Origin of the sequence: Pandoraea pulmonicola (genome assembly GCF_000815105.2) — a bacterium.
GTDB classification, from domain to species: Bacteria; Pseudomonadota; Gammaproteobacteria; order Burkholderiales; family Burkholderiaceae; genus Pandoraea; species Pandoraea pulmonicola.
Genome location: NZ_CP010310.2, coordinates 5,739,208 through 5,759,965, shown reverse-complemented (window position 1 = coordinate 5,759,965; position 20,758 = coordinate 5,739,208). Strand labels below are relative to the sequence as shown.

The window sequence follows — 20,758 nt, the reverse complement described above, 5'->3', positions numbered from 1 at the left end:
GAAACCATGACTGATTCGCGCAACTCTTCGCATCTGACGCGCCGTGGGGCTGGCAGCCCCGATGGCGACGCCGGTTCGCGCAGCGCGGATTTCGCGCGCGCGAGCGGTGCCGCCCTCGCGGGCGAGCGCGACTTCGCCTTCTCGCTGGCCGACTTCGGCCGTATCCGCAACCTGATCTACCAGCGCGCCGGGATTGCGCTGGCCGAGCACAAGCGCGAGATGGTGTACAGCCGCATCGCGCGGCGTCTGCGCGCGCTGGGCATGACGAGCTTCACCGAATACCTCGACATGCTCGAGGCCGACACGGGCGACGCCGAGTGGGAGTCGTTCACCAATGCGCTGACCACGAATCTCACATCGTTCTTCCGCGAATCGCATCACTTCCCCCTGCTTGCCGACTTCGTGCGCAATCGCGCCAAGCCGATTTCGGTCTGGTGCTGCGCGGCGTCCACCGGCGAGGAGCCGTATTCGATCGCGATGACGCTGGTCGACACGCTCGGCTCGCGACCCAATGCGAGCGTGCTGGCCACCGACGTCGATACACAGGTGCTCGCGCGCGCCTCGGCCGCCGTGTACAACGGCGAGCAGACCGGCAAGCTCACGCAGGAGCAGTTGCGCCGGCATTTCCTGCGCGGCACGGGCGCGAACGCGGGCAAGATCAAGGTGCGCCCGGAATTGCAGCAACTGGTGACGTTCGAGCCGCTGAACCTGCTCGCGCCGTCGTGGCAGATCGGCGGGCCGTTCGACGTCATCTTCTGCCGCAACGTCATGATCTATTTCGACAAGGCCACGCAGGCGCGCATTCTGGAGCGCTTCGTGCCGCTGCTCAAACCGGACGGCCTGCTCTTCGCGGGGCACTCGGAGAACTTCACCTATGTGAGCCGTGCGTTCCGTCTGCGCGGGCAGACGGTGTACGAGCTGGCCGGCACGGGCGCACGGGGAGCCTGACATGGCACAGCCATTGGCCGAAGCGCTCGCCACCAACCACTATTTCGACAACGCGTTCAACACGCAGGCGGTGAAGCTGCTGCCGTCGGAGTACTACGTCACGACGGAAGACATCATGCTCGTGACCGTGCTCGGCTCTTGCGTGGCGGCGTGCGTACGCGATACCGTCACCGGCATCGGCGGCATGAACCACTTCATGCTGCCCGACGATGGCGAGAGCGAGCGCGACCGCATTCTGTCGGCGTCCATGCGCTACGGCGCGTACGCGATGGAAATGCTCATCAACGAGCTCATCAAGCTTGGCGCACGCCGCGAGCGGCTCGAAGCCAAGGTCTTCGGCGGCGGCGCGGTGCTCGCGGGCATGACGACACTGAATATCGGCGACCGCAATGCGAATTTCGTGTTGCGGTATCTCGAGATGGAGCAGATTCGCGTGACAGCGCAGGATCTGCTCGGACCGCATCCGCGCAAGGTGTGCTTTTTGCCGCGCACCGGGCGGGTGATGGTCAAGAAGCTGGGCGACCGGGGCGATCCGGCGATTGTCCAGCGTGAACAGGCGTACGCGCAGCGACTGCGTGCACGCGAAGTACGGGGCTCCGTAGAACTTTTTGCGCCACCGGCCAGAAATGCCAAGCCTCGGCCGGGGCCTGACAACCGACAAATGGAGGAGGCTTGAGCGAACCAATCAAAGTCCTGTGCGTGGACGATTCCGCACTCGTGCGCAGTCTGATGACCGAGATCATCAATGCACAACCGGACATGACCGTAGTGGCGACCGCACCCGACCCGCTCGTGGCGCGCGACCTGATCAAGCAACACAACCCGGACGTGCTCACGCTCGACGTCGAAATGCCGCGCATGGACGGCCTGGACTTCCTCGAGAAGCTCATGCGCCTGCGCCCGATGCCGGTGCTCATGGTGTCGTCGCTGACCGAGCGCGGCTCCGAGGTCACGCTGCGCGCACTCGAACTCGGTGCGGTGGATTTCGTGACGAAGCCGCGTCTGGGCATTCGTGACGGCATGCTGGAATACGGCGAGATGATCGCCGACAAGATCCGCGGCGCGGCGCGTGCCCGCGTGCGCAGCGCCCCGCCCAAGAGCGCGGCGCCCGCGCCGGTCGAGGCCGCCCCGATGTTGCGCAACCCGCTCGTGTCGACCGAGAAGCTGATCATCATCGGCGCCTCGACGGGCGGCACGGAAGCGATTCGCGAAGTGCTCGTGCCGATGCCGCCGGACGCCCCGGCGATTCTCATCACGCAGCACATGCCGGCCGGCTTCACGAAGTCGTTCGCGCAACGCCTGAACGGTTTGTGCCGGATCACGGTGAAGGAAGCCGAACACGGCGAGCGGGTACTGCCGGGCCATGCGTATATCGCACCGGGCGGCGACACCCACCTGCAGCTCTCGCGCAGCGGGGCGAACTACGTGGCGCTGCTCGACCCGGCGCCGCCGGTGAATCGACATCGGCCGTCGGTCGATGTATTGTTTCGCTCCGCGGCCGTGCACGCCGGGCGCAATGCCATCGGCGTGATCCTGACGGGCATGGGCCGCGACGGCGCCGCCGGTCTCGTGGAGATGCGCCGGGCCGGTGCGTACACGTTCGCGCAGGACGAGGCGAGCTGCATCGTGTTCGGCATGCCGCGCGAGGCCATCGCAATGGGCGGGGCGGAAGAAGTGGTGCCCCTGCACGAGATGGCCCGAAAAGTGCTGCATCAGGTCGCGAAATTCGGCGAACGCACGCAACGGGTATAGTAGGGCGCCAAATTGGCCCCTAATTGGCATTTGTTCGCCGTATGCTTCGCGTGGGTTTGCGGACACACTTAGGGCACTGAGTGACGGCGGCATTTGCCCGTGAATATGGCCGGCTCCCGCGCGGAGCCCGCCGAATTGGAGTGATGATGGTAGACAAGAACATGAAATTCCTGGTCGTCGACGACTTTCCGACGATGCGCCGGATCGTGCGAAACCTGCTCAAGGAGCTCGGTTTCTCCAATGTGGACGAGGCCGAAGACGGTGCGGCGGCGTTGGCCAAGCTGCGCGGCGGCAACTTCGAGTTCGTGGTGTCGGACTGGAACATGCCGAACATGGATGGCCTGACCATGCTCCAGCAGATCCGCGCCGATCCGAACCTCTCGAAGCTGCCGGTGCTGATGGTCACGGCCGAAGCGAAGAAGGAGAACATCATCGCCGCCGCCCAGGCCGGGGCGAGCGGGTATGTGGTCAAGCCGTTCACGGCCGCGACCCTCGATGAAAAGCTGGGCAAGATCTTCGAGAAAATGGAAAAAACGGGGGCCTGACCGTGACCCACGAGGCGAGCATTGAATGGCCGGCCGAGCCCGGCGGCGCCGATCCGGCCGAGCGCATGCTCATGCGCGTCGGGCAGTTGACGCGCATGTTGCGCGACAACCTGCGCGAGCTGGGGCTGGATAAGCAACTGGAGCAGGCTGCCGAAGCGATTCCCGATGCGCGGGACCGGCTGAACTACGTCGCCACCATGACGGAGCAGGCGGCGGTGCGCGCGCTGACGGCCATCGAACTGGCCAAGCCGATTCAGGACCGCCTCGAGAGCGACGCCAACGCGCTCGACGAGCGCTGGGCCAAGTGGTTCGACCAGCCGCTCGAACTCGACGATGCCCGCAAGCTCGTGCAGGAGACGCGCACCTATCTGCGCCGCGTGCCCGAAGACACCCGCACGACCAATGCCCATCTGACGGAAATCATGATGGCGCAGGACTTCCAGGATCTGACCGGGCAGGTCATCAAGAAGATCATGGAAGTGGTGCAGGAGATCGAGAAGCATCTGCTCCAGACGCTGCTCGAGAACATGCCGCCCGAGAAGCGCAAGGAAGCCGAGGACTCGCTGCTCAACGGCCCGCAGATCAAGAAGGAAGGCCGCACCGACATCGTTGCCGATCAGGGCCAGGTCGACGATCTGCTCGCCAGCCTCGGATTCTGACGGTCGTGGCGCCCGGCAGCCGGGGCGCTTCGCGCGCGGCGCAATGTCGCGCGACCGCCCGCCCGGGCGAAATACCGCCCAATCCCGCCTCTATTCCCCCCTTTGTGACTTGACGGTTACGGCCATAATCGGTCGCGATAGGGTGGGTTCGTCCGCCCGTTGTGGATAGGGCATGGCTGAGGATAGCGATCTCGAAAAGACGGAACCCGCGTCCCCTCGGCGCCTTGAAAAGGCGCGCGAGGAGGGACAGGTTGCGCGTTCGCGCGAGCTATCCACGTTCGCCTTGCTGGCGGCCGGGGTGGCCGGTCTGTGGATGACGGCCGAGCGCATCTCGCAGGGCTTCGGCCAGCTCATGCGCCGCGGCATGCAGTTCGAGCCCGGCACCGCCCTCGACACGCATCGCATGCTCTCGAACGCGGCCCACTCCGGGGCCGACGCGCTCATGACCATTGCGCCGCTGCTCGGACTGCTGGTGCTCGCGGCGATCCTCGCGCCGATGGCGCTCGGCGGCTGGCTCTTCACCACCAAGTCGCTCGCCCCCAACTTCGGCCGTCTGAATCCGCTCAAGGGGTTCGGGCGCATGTTCTCCGTGCAGGGCCTCATCGAGCTGGTCAAGGCGATTGCCAAGACGCTGCTGGTCGGCGCCGTGGCGTACTGGGCCATCGCGCGCGATCGCGACGCGGTCATGGGCCTCATGACGCAGTCGCCGCGTGCGGCGCTGCCGTACGTGGGCGAGATGATCGTGGTGTGTTGCGCGTTCATCGTGGCGTCGCTGCTGCTGGTGGCGGCCATCGACGTGCCGTTCCAGCTCTGGCAGCACTACAAGAAGCTGCGCATGACCAAGGAGGAAGTGCGTCAGGAGAACAAGGAAAACGAAGGCGATCCGCACCTGAAGGCGCATATCCGCCAGTTGCAGCGCCAGGTCGCGCGCCGCCGCATGATGCAGGACGTGCCCCGCGCCGACGTGATCGTCACGAACCCGACGCACTTCGCCGTCGCCCTCGAATACAAGGACAACATGAGCGCGCCGCGCGTGCTCGCCAAGGGCACCGATCTGGTGGCCCAGCGTATTCGCGAGATGGGCGTGGAGCACAACATCCCGATTCTCGAAGCCCCGCCGCTGGCCCGCGCGCTGCATGCGCACGTGGAGATCGGCCACGAAATTCCGGCCACCCTGTACACGGCCGTGGCCGAAGTGCTGGCGTGGGTGTTCCAGCTTCGCCGCTGGCGTGCCGAGGGCGGCGTGGCGCCGATCACGCCGACCGAACTGCCGGTGCCGGCCGAACTCGCCGCGCCGCGGCGCGCCCGGTCGAAACGAGTGTAACGAATGAACCTCAACCCTCGCGCGAACCAGCTACTGCGCTCGTCGCAACTGCTTCTCGGCGGCAACCTGAAGTCGCTCGCCGCGCCGGTGCTGATCATCATGATTCTGGGCATGATGATCCTGCCGTTGCCGCCGTTCATCCTGGATCTGCTGTTCACCTTCAACATCGCGCTGGCGGTGATGGTGCTGCTCGTGAGCATGTACACGCAAAAGCCGCTCGACTTCGCGGCGTTCCCGAGCGTGCTGCTGTTCTCCACGCTGCTGCGCCTGTCGCTGAACGTGGCGTCCACCCGCGTGGTGCTGCTCGAAGGCCATACCGGTCCGGACGCCGCCGGCAAGGTGATCGAGGCGTTCGGCCACTTCCTGGTCGGTGGCAACTACGCCGTCGGTATCGTGGTGTTCGTCATCCTGGTCGTGATCAACTTCATGGTGATCACCAAGGGGGCCGGACGTATCGCGGAAGTGGGGGCGCGCTTCACCCTCGACGCCATGCCCGGCAAGCAGATGGCCATCGACGCCGACCTGAACGCCGGCCTGATCGGCGAAGAGGAAGCCCGCAAGCGCCGCGCGGTGATCGCTCAGGAGGCCGACTTCTACGGCTCCATGGACGGCGCCTCGAAGTTCGTGCGCGGCGACGCGGTCGCCGGTCTGCTCATCATGGTGATCAACATCGTCGGCGGCCTGATCGTCGGTGTGGTCCAGCACAACCTGGACCTCGGCACCGCGGCGAAGAACTACACGCTGCTGACCATCGGCGACGGCCTCGTCGCGCAGATCCCGGCACTGGTGATCTCGACGGCCGCCGGCGTGGTCGTCTCGCGTGTGGCCACCGACGAAGACATCGGCCAGCAGGTCGTCTCCCAGCTGTTCAGCAATCCGCGCGTGCTGGGCATCACGGCTGCCATTCTCGGTCTGATGGGCCTGATCCCGGGCATGCCGCATTTCGCCTTCCTGCTGCTGGCCCTCGGCCTCGGCGCGCTCGCGCGCTGGCAGTTCCGCCGCGCCGAAGCGAGCAAGCAGCAGGCGGCGCGTCCGGCGCCCACGGCCGCGACGGCGCCGGCCGAAGTCGCCGAAGCCTCGTGGGACGACGTGGCGCTGGTCGATCCCCTCGGCCTCGAAGTCGGCTATCGCCTGATCCCGCTCGTCGACCGCAATCAGGACGGCGAACTGCTCAAGCGCATCAAGGGCATCCGGAAGAAGTTCGCGCAGGAGATCGGTTTTCTCGCGCCGGTGGTGCATATACGTGACAACCTGGAACTGCGCCCGAATCAGTACCGCATCACGCTCAAGGGCGTGATCATCGGCGAGGGCGAGGCGTATCCGGGCCAATTGCTGGCGATCGACCCCGGTCAGGTGAGCGCGCCGCTGCAGGGCACGCCCACGCGAGACCCCGCCTTCGGCCTGCCGGCCACGTGGATCGACGTCGGCCAGCGCGATCAGGCGCAGGCGTACGGCTACACGGTGGTCGATGCCGGCACGGTGGTGGCCACGCACCTGAACCATCTAATCAATGCTCACGCGCACGAGTTGCTGGGGCGTCAGGAGGTGCAGCAGCTCATCGAGCGTATCGGCAAGGACGCGCCGAAGCTCATCGAAGACCTGGTGCCGAAGACGGTCGCGCTCACCACGCTGCAGAAGGTGCTGCAAAACCTGCTCGAGGAGCAGGTGCCGATTCGTGACATGCGCACCGTCATCGACACCATCGCCGAACATGGCGCGCGCGTGCAGGACCCGCACGATCTCACGGCGCTGGTGCGCCTGTCGCTGGGGCGCGCGATCACGCAGAGCGTGTTCCCGGGCAACGGCGACCTGGAGGTCGTGGGGCTCGACGCGAGTCTCGAAAGAATTCTCACGCAGGCGCTGTCCGCCGGCGGCGGCACCGGTCTCGAACCGGGCCTCGCCGACACGCTGCTGCGTGAGACGCAGGCGGCTGTGGCGCGTCAGGAGCGTCAGGGGCTGCCGGCTGTATTGCTGGTTCAACATCCGCTGCGTTCGCTGCTCTCGCGCTTCCTGCGCCGCAGCCTGCCGCAGCTCAAGGTTTTGTCGTATGCGGAAGTGCCTGATACGCGCAACGTGAAAATGACGGCACTCATCGGAGGTCAAGCGTGAAGATTCGGAAATTCTTTGCGGGCACGTGCCGTGACGCACTGCGCCAGATTCGCGAGGAAATCGGACCCGATGCGGTCGTGTTGTCCAACCGTTCGGTCGGCAACGGCGTGGAAATCGTGGCGTTGGCCGAGGAGGATCTGGACGCGCTTGCCGGCGGCGACATGCCCACGTTCCGGCCGCGTCCTCGGCCAGCGCCCGTCGCCGCACCGACGGGAGGCTCGGCGGCCCAGGACGTCGCCGCGGCGAGCGCCTTCGCGCAGACCATGATGGGCGAGCTCCAGAGCATGCGCGGCCTGCTCGAAGAGCAGGTGGCCGGTCTGGTGTGGAACGACAAGCAGCGCCGCTCGCCCGCGCAGGGGGAGATTCTGCGCACCTTGCTCGCCGCGGGTTTCTCGGCACAGCTGGGACGCGCGCTGCTCGAGCACCTGCCGGAAGGCAGCGAGCGCGAAGCGGGCCTCGAGTGGGTGAAGAGCGCGCTCAAGCGCAACCTGCCCATCATGCCGAACGAAGACGAACTGATGGAGCGCGGTGGCGTGTATGCGCTCATGGGGCCGACCGGCGTGGGCAAGACCACGACCACGGCCAAGCTCGCGGCGCGTTGCGTGATGCGTCACGGGGCGGAGAAGCTCGCGCTGCTCACGACGGACAGCTACCGTATCGGCGGACACGAGCAACTGCGCATCTACGGCAAGATTCTCGGTGTGACGGTGCACGCGGTGAAGGACGCGACGGATCTGCGTCTGGCATTGACCGAGCTGCGCAACAAGCACATGGTGCTCATCGACACGGTCGGCATGAGTCAGCGCGATCGCACCGTGCCGGAGCAGGTGGCGATGCTGTGCGGGGCGCAGACGCCGGTGCAGCGTCTGCTGCTGCTCAATGCGACGAGCCACGGCGACACGCTCAACGAAGTGGTGCATGCGTATCGCAGCGCCAGCGCGGAGGGGGGCGGCGATCTCGCCGGGTGTATTCTGACCAAGCTCGACGAGACCACCAATCTCGGCTCGGTGCTCGATACCGTGATCCGTCATCGTCTGTCGGTGCATTATGTGTCGACGGGGCAGCGCGTGCCGGAGAACCTGCACGTGGCGGACCGCGAGTTCCTGATCGAGACGGCGCTTTCCGCGCCGGTGACGGGTTCGCCGTTCGTGCCGGCCGAGGAAGACTTGCCGGCCGTGGTGCGCGGGGTCGATCCGAACTACAGCGGGCTGTTCGCGCCCGCACAATCTTCTGGCGAGGCGTGCTTTGGTTAAACTCGTACTCGATCAAGCGGAGGGACTGCGCCGTCTGGTGGCGCGCCATGCCACGCGCATCGTCGCGGTGGTCGGGAGTGCGCCTGAAGCGGGTCAGACGAGTGCGGCACTGAATCTGGCCAGCGCGCTGGCCCATCACGGTCAGGATGTCGTGCTGGCCGACGAGAGCGGTCATGCCGCGCCGGCGCTCGGGCTGCCGCTGCGGGGCGATATTCACGACGTCCTTGCCGGTCGCGTCGCGGCCGATTCGATTCGCGTGCACACGCGCGACAACGTGGTGCTGGTGCCGGTCGCGCATCGTCATCCGGAGCGCATCGATCCGCTGCGCGCGCTGCCGTTGCTCGCTGCGGGCGATCCCGACGTCGTGGTCATCGACTGCACGCACGCGGGCGCGCTGCTCAGTCCGCTCGCCGCGCATGCGAACGATGTGCTGGTGGTGCTCGGGCGCGAGCCTGCGTCGATCACGGGGGCCTATTCGTGGATCAAGCAGGCGCATTACGAATATGCGCTGGCGCAGTTCCGGGTGCTGGTGAACCGGGCGGAGGATGTGGAGGCCCGCGTGGTGTGTCGCAATCTGGCGACGACGGCGAGCCGTTATCTGGCGGTGTCGCTGGAGCTGGCGGGCCACGTGCCCGTGGACCGTCAGGTCATGCGTGCGCGGCAACTGACGCGCACCGTGGTCGACGCGTTCCCGATGGCGCCGGCGGCGGTGGCATATCGTCAATTGGCGGCACAGGTGATGCACTGGCCGCTGGCGGCGCTGGATGCGGCAATGGGCGACATCGGCGGCGATCGCGGTGGCGAGCTGGCGCATGGCGTGGGCGCGGTGAGCGCGCACACGGCCTGAGCGGCACGGCACGCGTCGAGAGGAAGCGGAGGGAAACATGTATACCGCGCGCGGGAAGGTCGACACGAACGACACGCTGACCCAATACGCGCCGTTGGTACGCCGGCTGGCGCTGCAATTGATGGCCAAGCTGCCGGCGAGCGTGGAATTGGAGGATCTGATTCAGGCGGGCATGCTGGGTTTGCTGGATGCGGCCAACCGGTATCAGGAAACGCAGGGCGCGCAGTTCGAGACATACGCGAGTCAGCGGATTCGCGGCGCAATGCTCGATGAATTGCGGGAGTTGGACTGGGCGTCGCGCGGCATTCGCAAGACGGCGCGTCAGATCGAGCAGGCGGTGCAGCGTCTGGAGCAGCGTCTCGGGCGAGGGCCGTCGGAGAGCGAAATCGCGAGCGAGATGTCCATCGGGCTGGCCGAGTACCAGCAGATGCTGCAGGACGTGCACGGCTGCCAGCTTATCTATTACGAAGATTTCGAATCGGCGGACGAAGAGCCGTTCATCGACCGGATCTGTGCGGACCCGGGTGCGGATCCGCTGACGATGCTGCTGGACGAGGGGTTGCGCGGCGGCGTGGTCGATGCGATCGATCGATTGCCGGAGCGCGAGAAGTTGCTGATGAGCCTGTATTACGAGCAGGGCCTGAACCTGCGCGAAATCGGCGCGGTGCTCGAAGTCAGCGAATCGCGAGTGTGCCAACTACACAGCCAGGCCATCTCGCGCCTGCGCGCGACGCTGCGCGAGAAGGCGTGGACGTCGGCGAATTGAAGCGCCTCATTCCCTGAACCCTCGGAAGTATTGGCTTTCGAGGGTCTTTTTACCCCCGCAGTGCGTGTCGCTCACGCATTTTTCGGACAAATCGGGGTTGAGTGAATGGTGCTATTATTGGCACCATTCTGGCATGCCATCTTCAGCCAAACTGCTTGCCAAAATCGCTCGCGAACCGACCAATGTTCGGTTCGACGAATTGCTGGCGCTTTGCAAAGCGTATTTCGGTGAGCCGAGACGCGCGGGGAGCCATACCGTGTTCAAAACTCCCTGGTACGGAGATCCTCGTGTAAATCTGCAACGCTCAGGGGGAATGGCGAAGGTCTATCAGGTGCGCCAGGTCTTGAATGCAATACGCAAAATTGAGGACCTAGATCGTGAACATTGATCACTACACCTACCGTCTAACGTGGTCACCGGAGGACAACGAGCACGTTGGCTTGTGTGCCGAATTTCCGTCGTTGTCATGGCTTGCGCCGACGCCGCAAGGTGCGCTGACCGGCATCCGCAAAGTCGTGACGGAAGTGGTCGCGGATATGCGCGCGAACGGCGAGAAGATTCCCGAGCCGCTCGCCGAACATCGCTACAGCGGTGAGTTTCGCGTGCGGATTCCCCCGACCCTGCACCGGTCGCTGGTTATCGAAGCCGCGGAAATGGGCGTCAGTCTGAACCGGCTGGCAAGTCTCAAGCTGGCAGCGAACTGAGCCAAGCGGGCAAGCCGTTCAAGCCGTAACACTTCCCCCGCTCGAGCGCGGAGTGGTGCGGCCGTCGGGGCCGTACAGCGGGGCGTTCTGCTCCGGGCCATACAGCACGTTGAGCGCTTGCTGGGTGTAGGTGAGACGAGTGCGGATGAGCACGCCGTTCGTGTCGTTGGCGCGTTTGGCCTGTGCCGCTGCGGCGAGCAGGGCCTTCCAGGCGCCGTCGATGCGGGTGTCCGCCGCTGCCGCGGCCGCCACGCCCGCTTCGTCGGGTGTGTGGCCCAACGCTTCGAACTGGGCGTCGCGCTCACGACCGAGCGTCGTGAGTTCGGCCACCGCGCGCGTCTTGCGCTCGGTCAGCTCAGGCAACGCGTCGAGCGTGCCGTTCACCAATGCCTGCTGTTCCTCGTCGAGCAACGCCGAAAACGCACCGATCGCGGCCGTTTCCGTGACGAGAGCATTCAGCAGGGCATCGGTGGTCATGACTTGGATTGCGTCGTGAGCAGATCGCGCGCGGTCGCAATGAGACCGTCCGCAATCTTGTTGGTGTCAATAGTGAGCCGGCCTTCCGAAATCGCCTGCTTGATGGCAGCCACCTTGGCGACGTCGACATCGGCCGAACCCGTCTGCGCCAACGCAGCCTGCAAGGCGCGCATCTCCGACGACAATGCGCTCGTGCTGACGCTCGCCGCGCCGCCCGTATTGGCCCCGGACGCCGTTGCGCCATCGGTGCTCACAGTGCCGGTCGTCGCCCGGTCCGCCGTACCCTTACCCGGGCTGACGCCAGTCAACGGATTGGCGGGTGGTTCGATTTTCATGTGCTTTCCCCAGAAACCTGCCTGTGTAACGGCATTATCCGCCATAACTTTAGGCAAGTAACATCCTGTTACCAGTTCAAGTGCCCGGGTAATTTCAATGGATATTGATCGATAGTAAGCGCTTGCTTATAGGGCAACTTCCACTTCGACATTGCCTCCTTTGCCGGTCTTGACCGTGCCGCTGACGACTTGGCCGGCGCGGGTGCGCACCTGAACCGGATCGCCCGCACTGGCGCGCGACAGCACTTGTCCTTCGGTGCTCACTTCGAAGCCGGAACCGCGCGAGACCACCCGCACGGTCTGTCCCTGCTGCACGGCGATCGCACTGCGCAGCAGATCGGAGCGAATCGGCAACCCCGACGTGATGCGGTTCACGGCCACCGTGCCGACGATCTGACCGGCATCGGTCGCCACGGTGCGAGGCAGCAAGGTCAGGTCGCCCTGACGCGGCGACAGATCGTTAGGCCCGATCGTCTCGCCCGGATTGATCTGGCGGGCCGCGACGAAATACGTTGCGTTGATGCTCACGCGGGCCTGGAGGTAGAGCGTCCACGGACGCTCGCCCGCACAGCGCACACCCACGGTCGTCGAACCCCACAGGCGCGCGCCGGGCGGCAGGAACGGTTCGAGCGCGCCGCACGCCGGCATGCGGTCCGAGACGGAATCGCCCACGGTGATCGTCACGCGTCCGGGCAGGCCGGTCGTCTGCTCGCGCAGGAAGCGCTCGGCCGTCTGACGCACGACTTCGGTGTTCTGGAACTGGGAATTGACAGGGACAGCCGCCGCTTGCGGCGACTGCTGAGAAGCAGGCGCGACGTGAGAGGTGCTGGCGCCCACGGCCGCATTCGGCTGGGCATTGGCGGCGACCGGGCGGACGTTGCCCGGCACGTTCGACGCGACACCGCCGGCGGCGGCATTGTTACCCGGGATGACGATAGCCCCCGGTCCGAACGTGTTGCCCAGGTTCTGGGCGGCGGGGTCGGTGGCGACGCCCGGATTCGGGCTCTGCGTGGCGGCATGCGCCAGGCCCGCCACACCCAGCAGGATGGCCAGCAGGCCGGCCCGCGCACCCGCGCGACGGCCACGCCGCGGCGCATTGCGCTCACGGGCGGCGCTGGCGAGACGGTCGCCGAAATTGCCTGCCATGCTCACTCTCCTTCGCGTCCGGCGCGCGGCGTAGTCACGCGGGGCCGACGCTCAACCGACCTGGCGCCCCGGAACCCGGCGGCGCGGTGAAGCCGACGGCACCGGGCAGTGTTCCTGTGCCTGGGGGGCGAACGCCACCCGATGCCGTCAGGAAGCCATTCTAGAGATGTCCCCAACGGGGGCATGGCCCGAAATGGCGGTCAATCACGTGCCTATTCATCCGATTGAATCCCTGGGGGCGAGCATACGATGCGAAGCATGCCAAAAGGTCCGTGTGCTTTTCGGACCCGGCAGGACATCCCGTCGGCGCGCCATGGCGACGCTTGCCCCACGGACGCGACTCGCGCACGCGATTCTCGCGATTCCGCGATCCGGGCGGCCTCGCTGCCGGGCGCAACGGCGGACGGACTTCTTGTGCAACACCTGGCGGCAAGGCGAGCATCGGGCGAAACGAGATCATGGACAAACTGGACGCGGCATTGCGATTTTCCCAGCAGGCGCTGGCCATGCGCGCCTATCGCCAGGAGGTCATCTCCTCGAACATCGCCAACGCCGATACGCCGGGCTACAAGGCGCGCGACGTCGACTTCAACAGTGCGTTGAGCCAGGCCGTCGAGCGAGGCGCGCAGCAGCAGCTCGCCACCGAATCGAGCGTGTCGCTCGCACGCACCTCGTCGCGCCACATCGCCGCGCGCGGCGTGAGCACGGCGCCGCCGATGGGCGGGCCGGAGCTGCTCTATCGCGTGCCGTATCAGCAGAGCGTCGACGGCAACACCGTCGAACTCGACGCCGAACGAGTGAACTTCGCCGATAACGCCGTGCATTACCAAACGGGCCTCACGGTCCTGTCCAGCCAGATCAAGACGATGCTGGCAGCCATCACGAGTCAAGGGTAAGTGCCATGCCACTGATGAGCATCTTCGATGTCGCCGGTTCGGCCATGACGGCGCAATCGCAGCGTATGAACGTCACGGCCAGCAACCTGGCCAACGCCGAGTCGGTGACCGGCCCGGACGGCCAGCCGTACCGCGCCAAGCAGGTCGTGTTCCAGGTCAACCCTGTCGCGGGCGCCGACGTGGGCGGCGTCAAGGTCGCCGGCGTGATCGAGGACCCGTCGCCGCTCAAGACCGTGTACGACCCGAAGAACCCGGCGGCCAACGCCCAGGGCTACGTCACCATGCCCAACGTGAACCCGGTGGAGGAGATGGTCAACATGATCTCCGCTTCCCGCTCCTATCAGGCCAACGTCGAGGCGCTCAACACCGCCAAGACGCTGATGCTCAAAACCCTCACGGTCGGCCAGTAAGGGGCCGCGCGGAGATCCGAACCATGGCAAGTATCAACACGTCGAACCCCGGCAATTTCTCGCAGTCGTTCCTCGATTCCATCAACGGCAAGGCCAACAGTTCCAGCTCGAAGTCCTCGGCCGGCAGTGCGGACGATTTGCAGAACAGTTTCCTGAAGTTGCTCGTCGCACAGATGAACAACCAGGATCCGCTCAACCCGATGGACAACTCGCAGGTCACGTCGCAGCTCGCGCAGATCAGCACGGTCTCGGGCATCACACAGCTCAACACCACGCTCTCGTCGGTCACCTCGCAACTCAACTCGACGCAAAGCCTGCAGGCCGCCGCGCTCGTGGGCAAGGGCGTGCTGATTCCGGGCAACGGCATCGGCGTGGGCAGCACCAAGGCGGCAGACGGCACCGTCACGAAGAGCGCCACGCCGTTCGGCTTCGAGCTGCCGAGCGACGCCGACACCGTCACCATCCAGATCAAGGACGCCACCGGCAAGGTGGTGCGCACGGTCAATGCCGGCGCGCTCGACGCGGGTGTGCAGGCCCTCACGTGGGACGCCAAGGACGACGCGGGCACCGCGGTGGCCGACGGCAAGTACACCCTGACGGTGACCGCTTCGGCCAACGGCAAGACCGTGAAGCCGACGCTGCTCTCGTACGCACAGGTGCAAAGCGTGGTGGCCAGCACGACCGGCGCGCCGCTGCTCAACGTTGGCACGGGCTCGAACATCAAGCTCGCCGACGTGCGCGAAATTCTGTAAGCGACCCCATCGACGTAAGCCCTAACCGTTTTTCTTGCGACGGACACCGTCGACAACTGAACTCAGGAGTATCAGCATGGCCTTTTCGACCGGATTGAGCGGCCTGAACGCCGCCTCCAAGGACCTGGACGTCATCGGCAACAACGTTGCCAACGCGGCCACCGTCGGCTTCAAGCAGGGTCAGGCGCAGTTCGCCGACATCTACGCCAACTCGCTGTTCGGCGCGGGCAACAACGTCGTCGGTATCGGTACGCGTGTGTCGACCGTCGCGCAGCAGTTCACGCAGGGCGACATCACGGTCACGAACCGTCAGCTCGACCTGGCCATCTCGGGTAACGGCTTCTTCCGCGTGTCGAACAACGGCACGATCGCCTACTCGCGCAACGGCCAGTTCTCGCTCGACAAGAACGGCTACATCGTCAACGCCAACGGCGATCGCCTGACCGGCTACCTCGCGGGCCCGAACGGCATCATCAACAGCGTTTCGCCGGTCGATCTGCAGATCCCGACAGGCGATCTGGCGCCGACGGCCACGACGAAGATCACCGGCCAGTTCAACCTCGATTCGCGCAGTCCCCTGAACGCCACGCCGTTCTCGATGACCGATCCGACCTCGTACACGAACGCCACGTCGCTCAAGGTCTACGATTCGCTGGGCAACGCGCACGACGTCAACCTGTATTTCAAGAAGGCCAGCATCGACCCGGTGACCAATAACGTCACGTGGCAGGTGTACGGCTCGGTCGACGGCACGACGCTGATCGGCGCGGGCCCGATCGGCACGTTGACGTTCAACTCGGCCGGCAGCATGGTGTCGCAGACGGACTCGACCGGCGCCACGGTGACCGGCCCGATCACCTTGCCGGGGATCACCTACGGCAACGGCGCGGCAAACGCGAACCTGACGCTCAATCTGACGGGCACCACGCAGTACGGCAACACCTACTCGCCGAACACGCTCACGCAGGACGGCTACACGTCGGGCCGGCTGACGGGCTTCACGTTCAACGCCGACGGCACGATCGTCGGCACGTACTCGAACACCAAGTCGACGGTGCTCGGTCAAGTCGCTCTCGCGAACTTCAACAACGTGCAGGGCCTGATTCCGCTGGGCAACAACCTGTGGGCCGAATCGGCCAGCTCGGGCATTCCCATCGTGGGTGTGCCGGGCGGCACGAACCTCGGCAAGCTGCAGGCCGGCGCCGTCGAAGCCTCGAACGTCGACCTGACCGCAGAACTGGTCCACATGATCACCGCGCAGCGCAACTACCAGGCCAACGCGCAGACGATCAAGACGGAAGACCAGTTGATGCAGACGATGGTCAACCTGTAATCGGGAGCCGCGCGCATGCGTAACTTGCAGGAGGGGCGTCGATGGATCGTCTGATCTATGTCGCCATGACCGGCGCGAAGCAGGCGATGGAGCAGCAATCGACCACCGCCAACAACCTGGCCAACGTCTCGACGCCGGGCTTTCGCGCCCAGCTCGCGGCGTTCCGCCAGGCCCCGGTGCGCGCCGCCGACGGCTCGACCGGCACGCGCACGTTCGTGGCGACCTCCACGCCGGGCACCGACTTCACGCCCGGCGCGATGCAGCAGACGGGCCGTGCGCTCGACGTGGCCATCCAAGGGCAGGGCTGGCTCGCCGTGCGCGACGCGCAGGGCCGCGAAGCCTACACCCGCGGCGGCAACCTCGAGATGACGGCCGACGGCCAGATCACGCTGCACGGGCTGCCGGTCATGACCGACGCCGGGCCGGCCGCCGTGCCGCCGGGCGCCTCGGTGAGCGTCGGCACCGACGGCACGATCTCGGCGCTGGGCCAGGGCGATCCGCCCAACTCCATCGCCGTCATGGGGCAGTTGAAGCTCGTCAATCCGCCCGAAGCGAACCTGGTGCGCGGCGATGACGGCCTGTTCCGCACGAGCAACAACGCGCCGGCGCCGGTCGATCCGAACGTGGTGGTTGTTGCGGGCTCGATCGAGAACAGCAACGTCAATCCGGTGAGCGGTTTGGTGAACATGATTTCGCAATCACGGGCCTTCGAGATGCAGATGAAGATGCTCTCGACGGCCGATACCAACGAACAAACCGCCAACCAGTTGCTGAACTTCAGCTGATGGCCAGCCGACGCGCGAATCAGCGCGCGTCGTCACCGTACACGGGGAGTCAAACCAAATGATCCGTTCGCTCTACATCGCCGCCACGGGCATGAACGCCCAGCAGACGAACATGGACGTGATTTCGAACAACCTCGCCAACACCAGCACGAACGGCTTCAAGAAGGGCCGCGCGGTGTTCGAGGATCTGCTGTACCAGACCTTGCGCCAGCCGGGCGCGCAGTCGTCGCAGCAGACGCTGCTGCCTTCGGGGCTGCAACTGGGCACCGGCGTGCGTCCGGCCGCGACCGAGCGCATCTTCACGCAAGGCAACCTCACGTCGACCAGCAACGCGAAGGATGTGGCCATCAACGGCGACGGCTTCTTCCAGGTGCTCATGCCGGACGGTACGACGGCCTACACGCGCGACGGCTCGTTCCAGGTGGACAACAACGGGCAGCTCGTGACGGCTTCGGGCTACCCGATCCAGCCGGCCATCACGATTCCGGCCAACGCGCTCTCGCTCACCATTGCACGCGACGGCACGGTCTCGGTCACGCAGCCGGGCAGCACGGCCAACGTGCAGATCGGCACGTTCCAGCTCGCCACCTTCATCAACAACGCCGGCCTGCAGAGCATGGGCGAGAACCTGTACGCCGAGACCGCCGCCTCGGGCGCGCCGAACGTGGCGCAGCCGGGCACCAACGGCGCCGGCGTGCTCAACCAGAACTACGTCGAAACGTCGAACGTGAACGTGGTGGAAGAACTGGTGAACATGATCCAGGCGCAGCGCGCCTACGAAATCAACTCGAAGGCGGTGACGGCATCCGATCAGATGCTGCAGCGCCTGACGCAGATGTAAGCAGCGGCTCGCCGCTGAACGCTTCAGGAAACGCCGACATGTCCGCAAAGACCGTTACCCCACGCAGCAGCGCAGGCCAGTCGCGGTATCTTGCGCTCGCCTTCGCCGCCGCGTTGAGCGCTCTGGCGGGCTGCGCCTACGTGCCGCAGGAACCGGTGGTGCAGGGCCCGACCACCACGCGTCCGCCGCCCCCGCCGGTGGCGGCCGACCCGGAAGGTTCGATCTATCGTCCGCTGTACTCGAATCGTCCGCTGTTCGAAGACCGGCGCCCGCGCAACGTTGGCGACATTCTCACCATCGTCATCAACGAAAACACGGCGGCGAGCAAGAACTCGGCGGCCAACACGAACCGCTCGAGCAGCGGCTCGCTCGCGCTCAACCAGATGCCCGGCGTGGTCGGCGGCGTGTTCAACAACCAGAGCCTGAACGCGAGCGGCGGCAACAAGTTCGACGCCAAGGGCGCGGCCAACGCCAACAACGTGTTCTCGGGTCAGATCACCGTAACCGTGATGGACGTCCTGTCCAACGGCAACCTGGCCGTGGCGGGCGAAAAGCAGATCGCCATCAACCAGGGCACGGAGTACATCAAGTTCTCGGGCATCGTGAGCCCGCAGACGATTTCGGGCTCGAACACCGTGCCCTCGACGCAGGTGGCCGATGCGCGCATCGAATACCGTGGCAAGGGCTACATCAACGAAGCCGAAACCATGGGCTGGCTGCAGCGCTTCTTCCTTAACGTGTCGCCCTTCTGATGTCGAACATGCCGTACCTGTCGCGCCGCGCGCCCAACTCCCGTCGAATCCGCCGCTTCGCGCGTGCCGTGCGCTTCGTTCACTTCGTTCGCTCGCTCGCCGTGGCGGGCACGGCCGGTGCCGCGCTGCTGGCGATGCCGGGCGCGGCACATGCCGAACGCCTCAAGGAACTGGCGTCGATCCAGGGCGTGCGCGACAACCAGCTGATCGGCTACGGCCTGGTGGCCGGCCTCGACAACTCGGGCGACCAGACCACGCAGACGCCGTTTACCGTGCAGAGCATGACCAACATGCTCTCGCAGCTCGGCATCACCGTCGCGCCCGGCACGAACATGCAGTTGAAGAACGTGGCCGCCGTGATGGTGACGGCCACGTTGCCCGCCTTCACGCGCCCAGGTCAGGCCATCGACGTGGTGGTCTCGTCGATGGGCAATGCCAAGAGCCTGCGCGGCGGCACGCTGCTCATGACGCCGCTCAAGGGACCGGACGGCCAGGTCTACGCGCTCGCGCAGGGCAACCTGCTCGTGGGCGGTGCCGGCGCCTCGGCCAATGGCTCGAGCGTGACGGTCAACCAACTTGCCTCGGGCCGCATTCCCGCGGGGGCGATCGTCGAGCGCGCCGTGCCGACCGCCATGGGCGGCCAGCCCGGCACCGTGCAGATGGAACTGAACGTGACCGATTTCTCGACCGCGCAACGCGTGGTCGACGCCGTGAATCGCCGCTTCGGCTACAGCACGGCGCAGGCCCTCGACGGCCGCGTGATCCTGTTGCGCACGCCGACCGATCCGTCCGCCCGCGTGCAGTTCCTGGCCCAGCTCGAAAGCCTCGAAGTCCGGCCCGATAACACGGCGGCGCGCGTGGTCATCAATGCCCGCACCGGTTCGGTCGTGATGAACCAGAACGTGACGATCCAGCAATGCGCGGTGGCGCACGGCAACCTGTCGGTCGTCATCGACACGCAGAACAATGTGAGCCAGCCGGCGCCGTTCTCGGGCGGGCAGACCGTGGTGGCCCCGAATTCCCAGATCTCCGTGCAACAGGAGAACAACGCGCTCAAGCTGGTCAAGGCGGGCGCCAACCTCGCCGACGTCGTCAAGGCGCTGAACTCGCTCGGTGCGAGCCCGGCCGACCTGATGTCGATTCTGCAGGCCATGAAGGCCTCGGGCGCCCTGCGCGCCGACCTGGAGATCATCTGATATGGCCGACGGCTCCCGACTCACCGGCGCAGGCAAGCATCTGCCGGACCTGACGCAACGCGCCGCCTACGACATGCAGGGCCTCACCGCCCTGCGCGCCGCCGCCCATCAGCAGACGCCGCAGGCGACCCAGCAGGCGGCCAAGCAGTTCGAGGCCGTCTTCACGCAGATGATGATGAAGAGCATGCGCGACGCCACGATGTCCGGCGGCTTGCTCGGCAGCGACCAGGAAAAGATGTTCAACGGCATGCTCGACGACCAGCTTGCCCAGCAGCTCGCATCGAACAGAGGCATCGGTCTGGCCGACCTGATGCTCAAGCAACTGGCCAGGACCGGCACCACGCTGCCGCCCGCGGCCATGGGTCGTCCGCAGTCGCTGCAGGGCCGCGCCTACAACGCGGCGGACGGCATCGGTATTGCCGAGGGTGCGCCGGCGGCGGCCGGGGAGTTCGTCGAGCGTATGGCCGCGGCCGCGCAGAACGCGAGCGCCAGCAGCGGCATCCCGGCGCGCTTCATGCTGAGCCAGGCGGCGCTGGAGTCCGGCTGGGGCAAGCGCGAGATCCGCCGCGGCGACGGCAGCACCAGCTACAACGTTTTCGGCATCAAGGCCGGCAAGCACTGGACGGGGCCGACGGTCGAAGTCGCCACGACGGAGTACGTGAACGGGCAGCCGCGCAAGGTGATGGCCAAGTTCCGCGCCTACCGCTCGTACGACGAGGCGTTCGCCGACTACGCCAGCCTGATCTCGAACAATCCGCGCTACGCGTCGGTCGTGGCCAGTGCCAACGACGCCGCGAGCTTCGCCACCAACCTCCAGCGCGCCGGCTACGCGACCGATCCGCAGTACGCCAGCAAGCTCATGAAGATCATGAAGCACTTCGCCTGACAGGCAGGCAATGGACAGGCGAGGGCGGCGGCAAGCCGCCGG

At 66.0% G+C, this 20,758-nt stretch carries 24 protein-coding genes; 21 read left to right on the top strand and 3 right to left on the bottom strand.

Translation table 11 applies throughout. The annotated features are described in order from the left end of the window. The first annotated feature begins 6 nt into the window (after positions 1-6). The 12 genes from RO07_RS24975 to RO07_RS24920 all read left to right on the top strand — a co-directional run bounded on the left by RO07_RS24975 (position 7) and on the right by RO07_RS24920 (position 10,907). Positions 7-948 (top strand): CheR family methyltransferase, encoded by a 942-nt coding sequence (locus RO07_RS24975; protein ID WP_039406768.1) that lies wholly within the window; start codon positions 7-9, stop codon positions 946-948. 1 nt (position 949) lies between these two features. Beyond that, positions 950-1,624 (top strand): chemoreceptor glutamine deamidase CheD, encoded by a 675-nt coding sequence (cheD, locus tag RO07_RS24970; RefSeq protein WP_039406765.1) that lies wholly within the window; start codon positions 950-952, stop codon positions 1,622-1,624. A 53-nt stretch (positions 1,625-1,677) separates the two neighbouring features. Next, entirely contained in the window at positions 1,678-2,700 is a 1,023-nt protein-coding gene (locus RO07_RS24965) for a protein-glutamate methylesterase/protein-glutamine glutaminase (protein WP_052267482.1), read from the top strand. Between the two features lie 146 nt (positions 2,701-2,846). Further along, a complete protein-coding gene (gene cheY, locus RO07_RS24960) occupies positions 2,847-3,245 on the top strand; it encodes a chemotaxis response regulator CheY (protein ID WP_039413638.1) in 399 nt (132 codons plus the stop codon). A gap of 65 nt (positions 3,246-3,310) precedes the next feature. Beyond that, on the top strand, positions 3,311-3,904 hold the full coding sequence (gene cheZ / locus RO07_RS24955) for a protein phosphatase CheZ (RefSeq protein WP_052267481.1): 594 nt from the start codon (positions 3,311-3,313) through the stop codon (positions 3,902-3,904). A 172-nt stretch (positions 3,905-4,076) separates the two neighbouring features. Next, positions 4,077-5,228 (top strand): flagellar biosynthesis protein FlhB, encoded by a 1,152-nt coding sequence (gene flhB / locus RO07_RS24950; protein ID WP_039406760.1) that lies wholly within the window; start codon positions 4,077-4,079, stop codon positions 5,226-5,228. 3 nt (positions 5,229-5,231) lie between these two features. Next, complete coding sequence (gene flhA / locus RO07_RS24945; protein WP_052266879.1) at positions 5,232-7,337, top strand: flagellar biosynthesis protein FlhA; 2,106 nt, start codon at positions 5,232-5,234, stop codon at positions 7,335-7,337. Continuing rightward, positions 7,334-8,590, top strand: coding sequence for a flagellar biosynthesis protein FlhF (flhF, locus tag RO07_RS24940; RefSeq protein WP_039406758.1), 1,257 nt, complete (start codon positions 7,334-7,336; stop codon positions 8,588-8,590). Before flhA ends, flhF begins: the two co-directional genes overlap by 4 nt. Beyond that, a complete protein-coding gene (locus tag RO07_RS24935) occupies positions 8,583-9,437 on the top strand; it encodes a MinD/ParA family ATP-binding protein (RefSeq protein ID WP_052266878.1) in 855 nt (284 codons plus the stop codon). The genes flhF and RO07_RS24935 overlap by 8 nt, the downstream gene beginning before the upstream one ends. A gap of 37 nt (positions 9,438-9,474) precedes the next feature. After that, on the top strand, positions 9,475-10,203 hold the full coding sequence (locus RO07_RS24930; protein ID WP_039406755.1) for an RNA polymerase sigma factor FliA: 729 nt from the start codon (positions 9,475-9,477) through the stop codon (positions 10,201-10,203). Positions 10,204-10,336: 133 nt separating this feature from the next. Next, entirely contained in the window at positions 10,337-10,591 is a 255-nt protein-coding gene (locus RO07_RS24925; RefSeq protein ID WP_072637151.1) for a toxin HicA, read from the top strand. Then, positions 10,581-10,907: a type II toxin-antitoxin system HicB family antitoxin gene (locus RO07_RS24920; protein WP_039406753.1), complete on the top strand. Its 327-nt coding sequence runs from the start codon at positions 10,581-10,583 to the stop codon at positions 10,905-10,907. Before RO07_RS24925 ends, RO07_RS24920 begins: the two co-directional genes overlap by 11 nt. Positions 10,908-10,925: 18 nt before the next feature. On the opposite strand, the gene RO07_RS24915 is transcribed toward RO07_RS24920, so the two are convergent. The 3 genes from RO07_RS24915 to flgA all read right to left on the bottom strand — a co-directional run bounded on the left by RO07_RS24915 (position 10,926) and on the right by flgA (position 12,865). Next, positions 10,926-11,384: a flagella synthesis protein FlgN gene (locus tag RO07_RS24915; protein ID WP_039406750.1), complete on the bottom strand. Its 459-nt coding sequence runs from the start codon at positions 11,382-11,384 to the stop codon at positions 10,926-10,928. Beyond that, entirely contained in the window at positions 11,381-11,719 is a 339-nt protein-coding gene (gene flgM / locus RO07_RS24910) for a flagellar biosynthesis anti-sigma factor FlgM (RefSeq protein WP_039406747.1), read from the bottom strand. Before flgM ends, RO07_RS24915 begins: the two co-directional genes overlap by 4 nt. A 126-nt stretch (positions 11,720-11,845) precedes the next feature. Further along, positions 11,846-12,865, bottom strand: a complete 1,020-nt coding sequence (flgA, locus tag RO07_RS24905; protein WP_072637150.1) for a flagellar basal body P-ring formation chaperone FlgA — start codon at positions 12,863-12,865, stop codon at positions 11,846-11,848. A gap of 455 nt (positions 12,866-13,320) precedes the next feature. Here flgA and flgB point away from each other — a divergent pair, with 455 nt between their 5' ends. The 9 genes from flgB (at position 13,321) to flgJ (ending at position 20,716) form a co-directional block, all read left to right on the top strand. Continuing rightward, positions 13,321-13,761 carry a flagellar basal body rod protein FlgB gene (flgB, locus tag RO07_RS24900; protein ID WP_039413625.1) on the top strand — a complete coding sequence of 147 codons (441 nt, stop codon included), beginning with the start codon at positions 13,321-13,323 and terminating at the stop codon, positions 13,759-13,761. A 5-nt stretch (positions 13,762-13,766) separates the two neighbouring features. Continuing rightward, positions 13,767-14,171: a flagellar basal body rod protein FlgC gene (gene flgC, locus RO07_RS24895; protein ID WP_039406744.1), complete on the top strand. Its 405-nt coding sequence runs from the start codon at positions 13,767-13,769 to the stop codon at positions 14,169-14,171. A gap of 23 nt (positions 14,172-14,194) precedes the next feature. Then, a complete protein-coding gene (gene flgD, locus RO07_RS24890; protein ID WP_052266877.1) occupies positions 14,195-14,923 on the top strand; it encodes a flagellar hook assembly protein FlgD in 729 nt (242 codons plus the stop codon). Positions 14,924-14,999: 76 nt separating this feature from the next. Continuing rightward, positions 15,000-16,256 carry a flagellar hook protein FlgE gene (flgE, locus tag RO07_RS24885; RefSeq protein ID WP_039406741.1) on the top strand — a complete coding sequence of 419 codons (1,257 nt, stop codon included), beginning with the start codon at positions 15,000-15,002 and terminating at the stop codon, positions 16,254-16,256. 41 nt (positions 16,257-16,297) lie between these two features. After that, positions 16,298-17,041, top strand: a complete 744-nt coding sequence (locus RO07_RS24880) for a flagellar basal body rod protein FlgF (RefSeq protein ID WP_039406738.1) — start codon at positions 16,298-16,300, stop codon at positions 17,039-17,041. Positions 17,042-17,099: 58 nt separating this feature from the next. Further along, positions 17,100-17,882, top strand: coding sequence for a flagellar basal-body rod protein FlgG (gene flgG, locus RO07_RS24875; protein ID WP_039406736.1), 783 nt, complete (start codon positions 17,100-17,102; stop codon positions 17,880-17,882). Positions 17,883-17,920: 38 nt separating this feature from the next. After that, positions 17,921-18,634: a flagellar basal body L-ring protein FlgH gene (locus tag RO07_RS24870; protein ID WP_039406733.1), complete on the top strand. Its 714-nt coding sequence runs from the start codon at positions 17,921-17,923 to the stop codon at positions 18,632-18,634. Beyond that, on the top strand, positions 18,634-19,830 hold the full coding sequence (locus RO07_RS24865; RefSeq protein ID WP_115089011.1) for a flagellar basal body P-ring protein FlgI: 1,197 nt from the start codon (positions 18,634-18,636) through the stop codon (positions 19,828-19,830). Before RO07_RS24870 ends, RO07_RS24865 begins: the two co-directional genes overlap by 1 nt. 1 nt (position 19,831) lies before the next feature. Further along, positions 19,832-20,716 (top strand): flagellar assembly peptidoglycan hydrolase FlgJ, encoded by an 885-nt coding sequence (gene flgJ / locus RO07_RS24860; protein ID WP_052266876.1) that lies wholly within the window; start codon positions 19,832-19,834, stop codon positions 20,714-20,716. Positions 20,717-20,758 lie beyond the last annotated feature (42 nt).

What these genes read in the sequence shown, in the direction of transcription:
- RO07_RS24975 (WP_039406768.1), top strand. Translation starts at nt 7, where the DNA reads ATGACTGATTCGCGCAACTCTTCGCATCTGACGCGCCGTGGGGCTGGC.
- cheD (WP_039406765.1), top strand. Translation starts at nt 950, where the DNA reads ATGGCACAGCCATTGGCCGAAGCGCTCGCCACCAACCACTATTTCGAC.
- RO07_RS24965 (WP_052267482.1), top strand. Translation starts at nt 1,678, where the DNA reads ATGACCGAGATCATCAATGCACAACCGGACATGACCGTAGTGGCGACC.
- cheY (WP_039413638.1), top strand. Translation starts at nt 2,847, where the DNA reads ATGGTAGACAAGAACATGAAATTCCTGGTCGTCGACGACTTTCCGACG.
- cheZ (WP_052267481.1), top strand. Translation starts at nt 3,311, where the DNA reads ATGCTCATGCGCGTCGGGCAGTTGACGCGCATGTTGCGCGACAACCTG.
- flhB (WP_039406760.1), top strand. Translation starts at nt 4,077, where the DNA reads ATGGCTGAGGATAGCGATCTCGAAAAGACGGAACCCGCGTCCCCTCGG.
- flhA (WP_052266879.1), top strand. Translation starts at nt 5,232, where the DNA reads ATGAACCTCAACCCTCGCGCGAACCAGCTACTGCGCTCGTCGCAACTG.
- RO07_RS24930 (WP_039406755.1), top strand. Translation starts at nt 9,475, where the DNA reads ATGTATACCGCGCGCGGGAAGGTCGACACGAACGACACGCTGACCCAA.
- RO07_RS24925 (WP_072637151.1), top strand. Translation starts at nt 10,337, where the DNA reads ATGCCATCTTCAGCCAAACTGCTTGCCAAAATCGCTCGCGAACCGACC.
- RO07_RS24915 (WP_039406750.1), bottom strand. Translation starts at nt 11,384, where the DNA reads ATGACCACCGATGCCCTGCTGAATGCTCTCGTCACGGAAACGGCCGCG.
- flgM (WP_039406747.1), bottom strand. Translation starts at nt 11,719, where the DNA reads ATGAAAATCGAACCACCCGCCAATCCGTTGACTGGCGTCAGCCCGGGT.
- flgA (WP_072637150.1), bottom strand. Translation starts at nt 12,865, where the DNA reads ATGGCAGGCAATTTCGGCGACCGTCTCGCCAGCGCCGCCCGTGAGCGC.
- flgC (WP_039406744.1), top strand. Translation starts at nt 13,767, where the DNA reads ATGCCACTGATGAGCATCTTCGATGTCGCCGGTTCGGCCATGACGGCG.
- flgD (WP_052266877.1), top strand. Translation starts at nt 14,195, where the DNA reads ATGGCAAGTATCAACACGTCGAACCCCGGCAATTTCTCGCAGTCGTTC.
- flgE (WP_039406741.1), top strand. Translation starts at nt 15,000, where the DNA reads ATGGCCTTTTCGACCGGATTGAGCGGCCTGAACGCCGCCTCCAAGGAC.
- RO07_RS24880 (WP_039406738.1), top strand. Translation starts at nt 16,298, where the DNA reads ATGGATCGTCTGATCTATGTCGCCATGACCGGCGCGAAGCAGGCGATG.
- flgG (WP_039406736.1), top strand. Translation starts at nt 17,100, where the DNA reads ATGATCCGTTCGCTCTACATCGCCGCCACGGGCATGAACGCCCAGCAG.
- RO07_RS24870 (WP_039406733.1), top strand. Translation starts at nt 17,921, where the DNA reads ATGTCCGCAAAGACCGTTACCCCACGCAGCAGCGCAGGCCAGTCGCGG.
- RO07_RS24865 (WP_115089011.1), top strand. Translation starts at nt 18,634, where the DNA reads ATGTCGAACATGCCGTACCTGTCGCGCCGCGCGCCCAACTCCCGTCGA.
- flgJ (WP_052266876.1), top strand. Translation starts at nt 19,832, where the DNA reads ATGGCCGACGGCTCCCGACTCACCGGCGCAGGCAAGCATCTGCCGGAC.